Source organism: Rhodocaloribacter sp., assembly GCF_056451265.1.
In genome coordinates, this window is sequence record NZ_JBWOPL010000031.1 from 1 (window position 1) to 12,844 (window position 12,844).

Genomic DNA, 12,844 nt, shown 5'->3' on the forward strand with positions numbered 1-12,844 from the left:
AAACACGCTTGTGCCCGTTGGCGGACTCGAGCGAATCGGCGCGGATGAAGTGACGACGTATGCTCGAAAGCGGCGCGTACGATTGCGTGGCGGTAAGCCCCAGCGTGACGTCCGCCGTGTGGGCCGGCCGGGTCGGGTACGGCTCGTGAAACAGAAACGTCTCGCTCATCGGCGCATGCATGGCGCATCCGGTGAACAGCACGAGCGAGGACGGGTGAAAGGAGGAAACGCATCGATGGGCCCCTTCGGGAAGAGGCGGGATTCAGCCTCATAGCCGCTCCGCGAGGACGACGGGTACCAGGCGCCCGTCGGCCGGGCGTCCCGCCTCCCTCACCGCCGCTCGTAGTACAGGAGCCCGCCGCTGAGCCCGCCCGTGACGAAGTCGGCGTCGCCGTCGCCGTCGAGGTCGACGAAGGCGGGGGTGGCGAGGGCAGGCACGGCGAGGCGGAGCGCGTCGTCGTCGCGGACGAAGGCGGGGGCCTGTGGTGTGCCGTCGTTCCGGTAGACGACCAGTCCCTCGGCCTCGGCGCCGAGGATCAGGTCGAAGTCGCCGTCGCCGTCGAGGTCCTGGAAGACGGGGAAGCTCCGTTGCCCCACGTCGATGCCGAGGTATTCATCCGAGACGAGCGTGAAGGCGGGCGCATGCGGCGTGCCGTCGTTCCGGTAGAAATTGACCGTGCCGGAGAACTCCCCGACGAAGAGGTCGAGGTCGCCGTCGGCATCGATGTCGACGAGGGCGGGGGCGGCGTTGCTCCCGCGCGTGAGGCGGAGGTACTCCTCCGTTTCGAGCCGGAGGTCGGGAGCCGTGGGCGTGCCCTCGTTCCGGTAGAGGGCCACCTTCCCGCGCGTCCACGTGCCCACGAGCAGGTCGAGGTCGCCGTCGCCGTCGAGGTCGCCGAAGGCGGGGACGTAGTGGAACGCCGCGTGGAGGGGCATCGTGCCCCGATCCCGGAAGACCGGCGCATCGGGCGCGCCGACGTTCTCGAAACGATGCATCCGCGCCGTGTTGAAATCGTCCGGGGCGATCTTGTTCGAGAGGAAGAGGTCGAGGTCGCCGTCGCCGTCGAGGTCGGCAAAGGCGGGCACGCTCTCGCTCCCCACGTCGATGGTCTTCAGATACCGCCGCGCGCGCTCGACGAAGTCGCCGTCATCGGTTTGTTCGAAGAAATAGAAGTTGTCCGCCGACGTTTTGATCGGGTTGAACGCGCCGCCGAGCACCCCGACGAAGAGGTCCACGTCGCCGTCGGCGTCGATGTCTGCGAAGAACGGGGCGTTATAGCCGCTCGTCCGGAACGGATGCCCCGGCGGGAACGGGACGGGCTCGCTCCGAAGCGAAGGCGAGGCGCACGTGCCGGTGTTTCGGATGAAAAGCAGTCCCGGCTCGAAGAAATCGCCCCAGAAGAAATCCTGATCGCCGTCGCCGTCGATGTCGGTGAGCGCGAGCGTGTTGGCGCCGTGGAGGCTGCCGCTGAGCTGCGCGACGATCTCGATGTTCTCGAAGCGCTCGGTCAGGAGCCGGAAGCGCGGCACGTCGTCCGCATCCCTCCCCACCGACTCGTACCGCATCACCGTGCCGTCGAGCTTGCCGATGAAGAGGTCGAGCGCGTCGTCGCAGTCGATGTCGGTAAGGTTCGGGATGTTCTGCCGGTCGGAGAAGATGGGCTTGCCGCCGGCGTCTTTGAGCGAATCCTCGGCGAGTTTGAAGACCGGACTTTCGGGCGTGCCCTCGTTCCGGAAATAGCGGACGAAGCTGTATCGTTCCTCGGCGAGGAGGTCGAAGTCGCCGTCGGCGTCGAGGTCGAAGAAACGGTACCACTCCCCGACGTCGAGGTCGTGGAAGCGGTCGGTGCGCCAGACGTAGCGGGCGTCGTCCGGCGTGCCGGTGTTCTCGAAGAACTTGACCGCGCCGGTAACCTCCTGCACGAAGAGGTCGAGGTCGCCGTCGCCGTCGATGTCGATGAACTGCGGACGGGGCACGTTGAAGCCGCCGAGGAAGGGGTGTTCGTAGGGCGCGCCCGCCTCGTCATGGACGGGAAAGGGATAGACGTCGCGCACGAAGCGCGTGGCCGGGCTCGCGGCATCGTCCGCCTCGCGCGAGGCCGCACATCCCGCCGCGAGCAGGACGAGGGTGAGCGTGGGGAGCAGGCTTCGGAGGTGAGGCAAACGTGTCCGGGTGTTTGGGTGGATGGGTGGGGGGAAAAAGCGCGAGGAGACGCCCGAAGGACGAACGGCTCGGTCTCAGAACGCCCGCGCGCCCATCCCGGCGGCGTATGCGCCCACTTCGAGCGCTTTCACGATGGTGTTCGTCGCCGTATCGATGACGGCCACCACGCCGGGCGGCGGCGCATCCACGAAAGGATAGCGCGGCGTGTACGCGCCCTTGAGGTTGTTGTTCGAGACGTACAGGCGCTTGCCGTCGGGGGAGAGGGCCGCGCCGTGCGGCTGCGAAAGGCCCGGCCCTTCGATCACCGCGGCGACGTTCCTTTTCTGCGCATCGAGCACCGTCACCGTGTTCGCACGCTTGTTGCCCACGTACACGTACCGACCGTCGTGCGAGAAGACCGGGTGCCACGGCTCGGCCTTCACGTCCACCGTGGCCAGGAGCGGCAGCGCGGGCGGCTTGCTCGCGTCGAAGAAAAACATTTTGCCCGTGAGTTGCCCGCCGGCGACGAGCGTCGAGCCGTCGGGCGAGAGGGCGAACTGCACGAGCGTGTGCGTCGGCCCGTCGAGGCTGTGGAGGTCGATGTCGCCCGTCTCCATATCGATCCCGGCAATCCGGTTCTCGGCGAGGCTGGCCGTGTAGACGTAGTTCCGGAAGCCGTCGACGGCGATGGCGTGCGGGCGCGGGAAGAAGACGTCGATCTCCTCGATGGACATGTCGGCGGGTTGTATGAGGCCGATGCGCTGCGGAGGATTGACCGCCGCCATCGACCGCCCGACGAAGAGCACGTCGTGCTCGGTGTCGAGGGCGAGCATGCCGGGCCGCTCGAAGTCCGCCTGCCCGAGGAGTTCGTTGTCGCGGTTGAACTTGAGCACCTTGTTCTCGGCGATGAGCGAGAGGTACCAGAACGACCCGTCCGGCTCCACGGCGACGTGGTGCGGCTTGGCCGTGGCCGAGAAGCCGAGTTTCCGGAGATCGACGGTGCGCACGACGAGGTCGTGGTCCATGTCGATGACCGAGACGAGGGCCGCGCTCTGATCGGCGACGTAGAGGAGGTTCCGGGCGTCTGCATAGGGGACCTCTCCGGCGTCGTTCCGCGCGCCGTCGTCGATCCAGTTGCGCACGAGGGCCAGTTCATCGGGCGTGATGGCGGCGGCGGCGGCATGGAGCGGGTGGTCCTCCGGAAGCTCCGTGGCCAGCCGGACGAGCAGGCTGCGTTCGGCATCGAAGGGGATGAGCACCTCACCGTAGTCCGAGCCCGCGATGAGGCTCTCCCATGAGTCGAGCCGCAACCCTCGCTCTCGGGCGAGCAGCGGGGCGAATTTCGCTTGCAACACCGGAAGCACCCGTTCCGAGAACGTGCCTCCGCCGGAGGCGGGCTCCGTCGTCACCATACTCTGCGCGCGAGCGGAGGTGCACCCCATTCCCAAAAGGGCCGCGAAAAGCAGCCACTTGCCGATTCCGAGTCTCTGTGCCATGGATCTTCACGCTTTGGATAAACGATCACGGGGGTTCTCCCCGAGCCGGCGGAGAAGCTATGAACGGCCCGCCGTCATGTAAAGGAAGAAAGGCATCTGTCCGCGCCCCGGCCCGGTTTTTTCCGGCTGCCGGGGTTAATGAACTCTTGCTTAAAACCTCTCTCCGGGGCGTTTTGCCTGAACGAGGGACCCACCCCTAAGTTGCATGCGACCGCCGGGAAAACTAGATTGGGGCGGCGTGCAAAACTCGGTCTTTGCCGCCTCCGGCACGCCCCGTCTCACCTTTCCACCGTCTGGTATCCGCGATGAACCTGCCGCTGTACTGGATCGCGCTGATCGCGTTCGGCATCATCAACTTTTTCCTGATCTCGGCTTCGGTGCTGGTCTATGCCGAGCGGAAGGTTTCGGCGTACATGCAGAACCGTCCGGGGCCGAACCGGGTGGGGCCGGCAGGCTTTCTCCAGCCGTTTGCCGACGTGCTGAAGCTCATCTTCAAAGAGAACATCGTTCCGCTGGCGGCCAGCCCGTTCGTCCATTCGCTGGCCCCGTGGCTGATGGTGTTCATCGCCATGACGGTCCCGGCGGTGATCCCCTTCGCGCGCGGTGTGGTCATCGCCGACCTCGACGTGGGGGTGCTCGTGATCCTGGCGCTGACGTCGATCAGCGTCTACGGCGTGACGCTGGCCGGGTGGAGCTCGAACAGCAAGTACTCGCTCCTCGGCGGGCTTCGCTCTTCGGCGCAGATGATCTCGTACGAGCTTTCGATGGGGCTGGCCGTGGTCTCGGTGGTCCTCCTGGCCGGCTCGTTCAACCTCACGACCATCGTCGAGGATCAGAGCGGCGGCTGGGCCCTCTTCGGATGGAACGTCTTCCGCAACCCCCTCGGCGCAATCATCTTCATCGTGACCGCCTTTGCCGAGACGAACCGCACGCCCTTCGACCTTCCGGAAGCCGAACAGGAGCTCGTCGGCGGCTATCACACGGAATACAGCGGGATGAAGTTCGGCATGTTCTTCCTCGCCGAATACGTCAACCTGTTCGTCGCCTCGTTCGTCATCGCGACGCTCTTCTTCGGCGGCTACCTGGTGCCGTTCGAGCCCCTGCTCCTGAAAGCGCTCCCCTCGCTCGACGGGAGCGTGCTCCTGGGCCTGCTTCAGTTCGGCTCGCTGTTTCTGAAGGCGGCGTTCTTCGCCTACCTCTTCATCTGGGTGCGCTGGACGCTCCCGCGTTTCAAGTACAATCAGCTGATGACGCTCGGGTGGAAGTACCTCCTCCCGCTCGGGCTCGTCAACGCCCTCCTCATCGCCCTCGCCGTGGCGATTTTCTGACGCGCGCGCCCGCATGATCCTCGCCCCGTCGATCCTCTCCGCCGACTTCACCCGCCTCGAAGCGCACTGCCGCGAGGCTCTCGATGCCGGAGCCGACTGGCTGCACGTGGACGTGATGGACGGGCACTTCGTCCCGAACCTCACCATCGGACCGCTCATCGTCCGCGCGCTGCGTCCGCTGGCCGACGAGACCGGCGCGCCGCTCGACGTCCATCTGATGATCGAGCAGCCCGAGCGCTACGTCGAAGCGTTCGCCGAGGCCGGGGCGGACGTGCTCACGGTGCACGTCGAGACGTGCCCGCACCTCCACCGCACCGTAGCGCAGATCCGTGGGTGCGGCGTGAAGGCGGGTGTGACGCTCAACCCGGCCACGCCCCTCGTGACGCTCGAAGAGATCCTCCCGGACGTGGACCTCGCGCTCGTCATGTCGGTCAATCCCGGCTTCGGCGGACAGGCGTACATCCCGCAGAGCACCGCAAAGATCCGCCGCCTCCGTCGGATGCTCGACGCCATCGGCTCGAGGGCCCTCCTCGAAGTAGACGGCGGCATCAAGCCGGGCAATGTGCGCGCCGTCGTGGACGCGGGCGCAGACGTCATCGTGGCCGGAAGCGCCGTCTTCGGCGGGCCGGTGGCGGAGAACATCCGGGCATTTCGCAAAGCCGTCGCGCACTGGGCGTGAGCGGGGCGACACCCGCAGGAGATGGGGGCATGCGTCCGTCGCCCCGCTCGGGCCGCAGACGTGTTCGCGGGCGGGGGTGCATGGCGCCGACGTGTCTGAGACGAGCCTCGTCGGCATGATTGTGGCCTCGAGCAGGGACATGAACCGCAACCGAACCCTGATGCTCCGAAGGATCGCGGCGGGCCTCGCCGCGCTCATCCTCGCGCTTCCCCTCCCCGCCCGCGCGCAGGAAGACTGCTACGACGGGGTCATCTGCGTGGCGAGCACCCAGCACGGCGACACCGTGGACGTCTACGTCGACAACCTCCACGTCTCCGAGGTGACCGTCCGCTTCACGATGACGCTCGAGAACCTGCGCCCGAGCGTCCCGCTTCCGCACGTCGCCACGTTCCCCGGACGCCGCCGCGTCCGGGCCCTCCGGCTCTTCGCCACCCACCCCGAGGCCGGATGGAGCTATCGGTTCGACATGCAGTGGATCTTCGGCAGCCTTGCGGCCCGGCACGACGACGCCTACGTGTACGACCTGCCCTACGCGCCGGGCGCGGCGCACCCCGTCGGGCAGGGGTACGACGGCGCATTCAGCCACGACGGCGAGTATGCCATCGACTGGAACATGCCGGAGGGGACGCCCGTGCTCGCCGCCCGCGAGGGACGCGTCATCGAAGTGCGCGATGTTTTCTCGGAAGGCGGCGTGGATGAGCGGCTCAAGCGTAAGGCCAACCGCATCAAGATCCGGCACCCGGACGGCACCATCGGGAGTTACGTGCACCTCCTGCGGGGCGGCGCGCGCGTTCAGGTCGGGCAACGCGTGCGCCGGGGCGAGCTGATCGGGCTTTCGGGAAACACCGGTTATTCGACCGGCCCGCACCTCCACTTCGAGGTCTATACCCTCGGCGAGGATCTCGAACGCCGCACGCTGCCGGTGCGCTTCCGCGTGGCGGGGCATCCCGAAGGCGTGCCCCTCAGAGAAGGGCATTCGTACCGACACTGACGCCGCCGAACCGCTCCCGCCGCTCTCGAAAACTTTGCCGTCCGGGAGGAATTCCCGGCGGGGCGCGGGGCGCACCCTGAACGGCGCGCGGACCCTCCGGCATCCTCCCGTTTTCCGTCGTACCTTTGGGCGACGGTTGGGTCCGCGCTCGTCGGACCGGCCGTCCGCTTCCTTTCCGTCGCCTCCCCCATCCCTGCTTGCCCGTGCCCGCTGCCGTTCGCGTCGTCGTCCCGTTGCCGATCGATCAGACGTACACGTACCTCGTGCCCGAAGCATTCCGGGCGGAGGCGCGGGTGGGCGCGCGGGTGCTCGTGCCCTTCGGCCCCCGCCGGTTGACGGGTGTGATCGTGGCGGAAGCCGACCCTGAGGAGGCCGAAGGCTATACGCTCAAGCCCCTCCTCGACGTGCTCGACGAAGCCCCCGCGCTCACGGCCGAGATGCTCCGCCTCACCCGATGGATCGCCGACTATTACGTGTGCGGGTGGGGCGAGGTCGTCAAGGCCGCGCTCCCGACGGGCGTCGCCATCGAGAGCCGGAACGTGCTTATCCGCACCGACGCGCCGATCGACGGACGCGACCTCCCGCCCAGGGCCCGGGCGCTCCTCCGCTTCCTCGACGCGCGCCGCGAGGCGACGCTCCATGCCCTCCGGCAGGCGGGGCACGACGTCCCGCTCGCCCTCCTTCGCCGCCTCGAACGCGAAGGCCTCCTCCGCGTGGAAGCAGGGCTGAGCCGCCCGAAGGTGCGCGTCAAACGCGAGAAGCACGTGCGATTCGCCCCGGCCTTTCGGACGGACGCCGCGCGAAAGGACCTCCGCACGCACCTGCGCGGCCCGAAGCAACGCGCCGTCATCGAGGCGATGGCGGGCCTCTTGCTCGAAGGCGAACACGAACCGCGCCGCGCCGACGTGCTCGAACGCGCGGGCGCGGCGGCGGCTACGGTCGACAGCCTCGTCCGAAAAGGCATCCTCGAAATCGTCGAGAAAGAGGTCCTCCGCTCTCCCCTCGGCGACCTGCCCGGGGAGGCCCCCTCCCCTCCCTCGCATACCCTGCACCCCTCTCAGAAGGAAGCCCTCGAACACATCCTCGGAGCCGTCGAGGCGCGGCGGTTCGAGACGTTTCTGCTTCACGGCGTCACCGGGAGTGGAAAGACGGAGGTGTACATCGCGGCGCTCAAGACGGTGCTTGCGCGGGGACAGACGGGCGTCATCCTCGTGCCCGAGATTGCCCTCACGCCGCAGACCGTCAGCCGTTTCCGCGCCCACTTCGGCGACCGCATCGCCGTGCTCCACTCGCGCATGAGCCTCGGCGAGCGGTTCGACGCGTGGCGACACCTCCGGAACGGGCGCTTCTCCGTGGTCATCGGCCCGCGTTCGGCCGTGCTCGCGCCGCTCTCCAACCTCGGCCTCATCGTCGTCGACGAGGAGCACGAGCAGTCGTACAAGCAGTTCGACCCCGCGCCTCGCTATCATGCGCGCGACGTGGCGGTGATGCGGGCGAAGATGAACGACGCCGTGTGCGTGCTCGGCTCGGCCACGCCCAGCCTGGAAAGTTATACGAACGCGCGGTGGGGCAAGTACACGCTCCTCTCGATGCCCGAGCGCGTGCCCGTGCCCGGCCACGCCGCTGCGCCGCTGCCGGCCGTCCGCATCGTCGACCTGACCCTCGAACGAAAGAAACACCGGCTCGACGGCGTCTTTTCCGAACCGCTCCGCGAGGCCATCGGAAAGCGGCTCGAACGGAGCGAGCAGGTCATCCTGCTTCAGAACCGGCGGGGCTATGCGCCCGTCATCGAGTGCCGCTCGTGCGGGTGGGCGCCGGTGTGCCCGGACTGCTCGGTGACGCTGACGTACCACAAGGACAAGCGGCTGCTCCGGTGCCACTATTGCGGGCGCACGCGCCGGATGCCCCGCCCCTGCCCGAAGTGCGGCGCGGACGACCTCGCGCAGCTCGGCGCGGGCACGCAACGTGTGGAAGAGGAACTCGCCGCACACTTCCCCGAGGCCCGCATCCTCCGCATGGACCTCGACACCACCACCCGCAAAAATGCCCACCACCGCCTCCTCGACCGCTTCGGACGCGGCGACGCCGACATCCTCCTCGGCACACAGATGGTCGCCAAAGGCCTCGACTTCGGGCGCGTCACACTCGTCGGGGTGATCAATGCGGACACGGGTCTGCTCTTGCCGGATTTCCGCTCGGAAGAGCGCACGTTTCAGCTTCTGACGCAGGTGGCGGGCCGCGCCGGGCGCGCCGGCCTCCGGGGCGAGGTGCTCCTTCAAACCCGCAACCCCCAACACCCCGTCCTCCGCTTCGCCTGTGCGCACGACTACGAAGGCTTCGTCGAAGCCGTGCTTCCGGAACGGCGGCAACTCGGCTATCCGCCCTACGGACGCATCGTCGGCGTCGAGTTTCGCGGACCGGACGAGGACGCGGTCCGTGGCTTTGCCGAACGATGGACGGCCCTGCTCCTCAAGCAGGCCGGCGAGGCGCTTCGGGTGCTCGGGCCCGAGGCGGCATTCATCGGACGCGTCAAAAAACAGTACCGCTTCCACACGATCGTGAAGGTGCCGCTCCGCTTCCGCCCCGCCGCGCTCCAGCGCCTGCTTCGCCACACGGTCACCCGCGCCGGATCACCGCCCCGCCACTGCCGCCTCGCCATCGACGTGGACGCCGTCGGGCTGTTTTGACCCCCCGAACCCTCACCCGAGCACACCGGGTCCCGGCGCGGCGCTCATGACCTTTCACGGCCCGTACGAGCTTCCGCCAAAGATTTGCATTTCGCCCCGATGCACGACTTCCGGCGCCACGAAGGGCTGTTTCGCGGTTTCATCGGCTTCCGACCCTTGCTCCGGATAAGACCCGTTCCGGTCTTCCGCTGCGCCGCCTCTCACGTGATCCCGATTCCGATTCATCATGTCCGATTCTTTGATGGATTAATGATAACGTAAAAAAAGGGAAACGTCATTTCGTGCCATCGGGTCCGCCGGACGGGGAAAACGGTCCGCATGAGGCGAGGTCGGCAAGGTGGTCGGAACAAAAAAGGCCCGCACTCGAGAGCACAGGCCTTTGATGAGATAGGGGCATCGATCCCTCAGGGACCTCCGAAACCGCCGCTTCCGCCAAAGATTTGGATTTCACCCTGGCTCACGACTTTCGGCTCCTCAAAGGGCTTCTTCTCGGTCTCACCGAGTTCCGGCTGGTTTACCGGGGGGATCTGGTTCTGTTCTTCCATAGGGCATCTCTCGGGTTGGTGAAGGGGGTAATGCGATTACGGTGTCTCCGGGGAACCCGGCGGCGCGAGGCGAGAACGTCCCAGCCCCGCGCACCGAGCCTTTGGTTATTTTTGCAGGATCATCGTCTTCGTGAAGCTCTGCCGGTCCGTGATGAGCCGGTAGAAATACATGCCCGAGGACAATCCTTGCCCGTCGAACGTGACCGTGTGGCGGCCCGGCGCGTACTGTCCGCTGGCGAGCGTCATCACACGACGGCCCAGCACGTCATACACGGCCAGCGTGACCCGGCTCGCCTCCGGCAGATCGAAGCGGATCTGCGTGGTCGGATTGAACGGGTTCGGGTAGTTCTGATTGAGTGCGAACTCCGTCGGAAGCTCCTCGGCCACCGCGCCCGAAAGCGCGCCGTTGAGCGTCTGATCTCCGGCCCGGTCGGAACGGATCGAGACGGGGTCGCCGCTCTCGGGGTCGGCGATGGTGGCATTGCACTGATCCGCCGCGAGGAAGCCCCAGCGGAAACCGCCGCCGGTCTTGACGAGGTCGAACTGGAAGTCCGCCACGCCCGGATCGAAGGTGAACTCCGGCCCCGGGATCTCGGTGACGGTGCTGTCGGCGAAGTCCGCATCCACGAGGAGGAAGACGTCCACGGCTTTCAGCGTCGCGCCGCGCGCCTCGACGAAGATCGGGAAGATGCCGTTCGAGAGGCCCGGCCCGTAGACGAGCGGCGGCTTGGCGGCGTCATCCGGGTTGTCGATCGGATGATACGGCGGGTTCGGACAATCCGGCGTCTGCCCGCACAGATCCGTCGCCACGACGGTGACGAAGTAGAAGAGCGTCGGATCCGGGATCTCGCAGACGTACGTGGCCTTCTTCGTGCCGACGTAGAAGTCGTCCGTACAGTCGAGCGTGATCGAGAGGTTGCCGAACGCCTCGAAGCTCACGAGATCGACCGAAGCCAGACCGGTGTCGTCGGTGACGGTGACGGTCACCGTGCCGCTGTCCGAGGCTACGTCGAAGTCGCCGGCGTAGTCAATCTCCGGCGGGCCGGTGTCGAAGAGGCAGACGCTCACCATGCCGGCATCGGCGGTGAGGTTGTTCTCACCGGCGGCCAGGGTGATGGTGTCCGTGCGCCCCGTCGTCTCATCGGCGTCGGAGTCGAGCGCGTCGTCTCCGGCGTCTTTCGACGTGAAGACGAGCGTGTCGGGCGTGACGAATTCGACCACGTAGTCGCCCGGATCGAGATCCGGGAAGAGGTAGAACCCGTCCATGTTCGTCGTCGTCGTCTCGAGCACGGCAAAGCCGTTGTTCGGATCGAGAAGGTTCACGGTGATCCCTTCGATCCCCGGCTCACCGGCGCCCTGCAGGCCGTTCATGTCGAGATCTTCCCACACGTAGTCGCCGAGGGATCCGACCGGCGCCACGAGCCCGGCGTCGAGGGTGAGGTTATCCACACCGGCGGCCAGGGTGACGGTGTCCGTACGACCCGTCGCGGTGTCGGCGTCGGAGTCGAGCGCATCGTCTCCGGCGTCTTTCGTCGTGAAGACGAACCCGCCCGGAAGGACGAACTCGACCACGTAGTCGTCCGGCGCGAGATCGGTGAACGCATAGAGCCCGTCGGCGTCGGTCGTCGTCGTCTCGAGCACGGCAAAGCCGTCGTTCGGGTCGAGGAGGTTGACCGTCACGCCTTCGACGCCCGGCTCACCGGCATCCTGAAGGCCGTCGCCGTCGAGGTCCTCCCATACGAAGTCTCCGAGGGAGCCGGTCTGAAGCAGCCCCGCATCGACGGTCAGGTTATTCTCGCCTTCGGCGAGCGCTATGGTGTCCGTACGGCCCGTCGCGGTGTCGGCGTCGGAGTCGAGCGCATCGTCTCCGGCGTCTTTCGTCGTGAAGACGAACCCGCCCGGAAGGACGAACTCGACCACGTAGTCGTCCGGCACGAGATCGGTGAACGCATAGAGCCCGTCGGCGTCGGTCGTCGTCGTCTCGAGCACGGCGAAGCCGTTGTTCGGGTCGAGGAGGTTGACCGTCACGCCTTCGACGCCCGGCTCACCGGCATCCTGAAGGCCGTCGCCGTTGAGATCGTCCCACACGAAATCTCCGAGCGAAGCCGTGCGGTAGAGGCCCGCATCGAGGGTGAGGTTCTCATCCCCGGCGGCCAGCGTGACGGCGTCCGTGCGGCCCGTCGCGGTGTCGGCGTCGGAGTCCATCGTGTCGTCACCCGCATCCTTCGGAGAGAAGACATGATCGGCGGGTTTGACAAACTCGACCGTATAGTCACCCGGCATGAGGCCGGAGAAGCCATAGAGCCCGTCGGCGTCGGTCGTCGTCGTCTCGAGCACGGCGAAGCCGTTGTTCGGGTCGAGGAGGTTGACCGTGACGCCTTCGATGCCCGGCTCACCGGCATCCTGAAGGCCATCGGCGTTGAGATCGCGCCACACGAAATCTCCGAGTGCGGCCAGATCCATCACCGGACACACGGCCAGGTCGGGGAAGTCCCGGGAGAAGCTCTCCACCACGGTGAGTGCGCGTCCGTCATCGAAGGTAAAGACGACGCCTTCGCCAATGGGCTCCGAACAACTGACGTGGATCTTCACGTCCTGCTTGACGCCGTCGAAATAGATGTCGAGGTCGTTCTTCTCGAACTTCCCGTCGTCTTTCGTGCCATTGATCGTGAAGACCTCACCCGGCTGAAGCACCCCCAGATTATACGCCACATCCCTGGCCACGATCTTGACTTCGGCGGCGTCGGGGCCGGTATATTTCAGTGACAGCTGGATCACGCCGCCCTTGCACTCGGCACAGTCCGGCGGCGGCGGCGCGTCGCAGAGCGGAATGCCGTCCCCGTCCAGCCCCGCCGTCACCTCGAAGTCTCCCGCCACCGTGCCCGGGCCCAGCGGCTGCGAACAACTCGTGTGAAGGCTCGCAATCTCGTCCCCATAGGCATCGTAAAACTTCACGTCGCCCTTCAACTCGTCCT

9 protein-coding genes are annotated in these 12,844 nt (G+C 66.7%); 4 read left to right on the forward strand and 5 right to left on the reverse strand.

Going from position 1 to position 12,844, the window contains the following annotated elements; all coding sequences use genetic code 11:
- The 3 genes from AC1HIY_RS04525 to AC1HIY_RS04535 all read right to left on the reverse strand — a co-directional run.
- Positions 1-202 (reverse strand): hypothetical protein (locus AC1HIY_RS04525; RefSeq protein ID WP_479575520.1); only part of this gene is annotated, 202 nt, incomplete at its 3' end.
- Between the two features lie 128 nt (positions 203-330).
- Positions 331-2,163, reverse strand: a complete 1,833-nt coding sequence (locus AC1HIY_RS04530; protein ID WP_479575521.1) for an FG-GAP repeat domain-containing protein — start codon at positions 2,161-2,163, stop codon at positions 331-333.
- A 75-nt stretch (positions 2,164-2,238) separates the two neighbouring features.
- Positions 2,239-3,639 (reverse strand): beta-propeller fold lactonase family protein, encoded by a 1,401-nt coding sequence (locus tag AC1HIY_RS04535; protein WP_479575522.1) that lies wholly within the window; start codon positions 3,637-3,639, stop codon positions 2,239-2,241.
- 305 nt (positions 3,640-3,944) lie between these two features.
- On the opposite strand from AC1HIY_RS04535, the gene nuoH reads away from it, so the two are divergent.
- The 4 genes from nuoH (at position 3,945) to priA (ending at position 9,324) form a co-directional block, all read left to right on the forward strand.
- A complete protein-coding gene (gene nuoH, locus AC1HIY_RS04540) occupies positions 3,945-4,967 on the forward strand; it encodes an NADH-quinone oxidoreductase subunit NuoH (protein ID WP_479575523.1) in 1,023 nt (340 codons plus the stop codon).
- 13 nt (positions 4,968-4,980) lie between these two features.
- The gene (gene rpe / locus AC1HIY_RS04545) at positions 4,981-5,646 is read left to right on the forward strand and encodes a ribulose-phosphate 3-epimerase (RefSeq protein ID WP_479575524.1); all 666 of its coding nucleotides are present in this window, start codon (positions 4,981-4,983) and stop codon (positions 5,644-5,646) included.
- Between the two features lie 160 nt (positions 5,647-5,806).
- A complete protein-coding gene (locus AC1HIY_RS04550; RefSeq protein ID WP_479575525.1) occupies positions 5,807-6,637 on the forward strand; it encodes a M23 family metallopeptidase in 831 nt (276 codons plus the stop codon).
- Between the two features lie 203 nt (positions 6,638-6,840).
- Positions 6,841-9,324, forward strand: coding sequence for a primosomal protein N' (priA, locus tag AC1HIY_RS04555; protein WP_479575526.1), 2,484 nt, complete (start codon positions 6,841-6,843; stop codon positions 9,322-9,324).
- A gap of 404 nt (positions 9,325-9,728) precedes the next feature.
- Here priA and AC1HIY_RS04560 read toward each other — a convergent pair whose 3' ends face one another.
- Complete coding sequence (locus AC1HIY_RS04560; protein ID WP_479575527.1) at positions 9,729-9,869, reverse strand: hypothetical protein; 141 nt, start codon at positions 9,867-9,869, stop codon at positions 9,729-9,731.
- Between the two features lie 105 nt (positions 9,870-9,974).
- On the reverse strand, positions 9,975-12,844 hold a 2,870-nt coding region (locus tag AC1HIY_RS04565; RefSeq protein ID WP_479575528.1), incomplete at its 5' end, for a T9SS type A sorting domain-containing protein.

Excerpts from the sequence above, each read along its gene's own strand:
- nuoH (WP_479575523.1), top strand. The coding sequence starts at position 3,945 with ATGAACCTGCCGCTGTACTGGATCGCGCTGATCGCGTTCGGCATCATC.
- AC1HIY_RS04550 (WP_479575525.1), top strand. The coding sequence starts at position 5,807 with ATGCTCCGAAGGATCGCGGCGGGCCTCGCCGCGCTCATCCTCGCGCTT.
- AC1HIY_RS04535 (WP_479575522.1), bottom strand. The coding sequence starts at position 3,639 with ATGGCACAGAGACTCGGAATCGGCAAGTGGCTGCTTTTCGCGGCCCTT.
- rpe (WP_479575524.1), top strand. The coding sequence starts at position 4,981 with ATGATCCTCGCCCCGTCGATCCTCTCCGCCGACTTCACCCGCCTCGAA.
- AC1HIY_RS04560 (WP_479575527.1), bottom strand. The coding sequence starts at position 9,869 with ATGGAAGAACAGAACCAGATCCCCCCGGTAAACCAGCCGGAACTCGGT.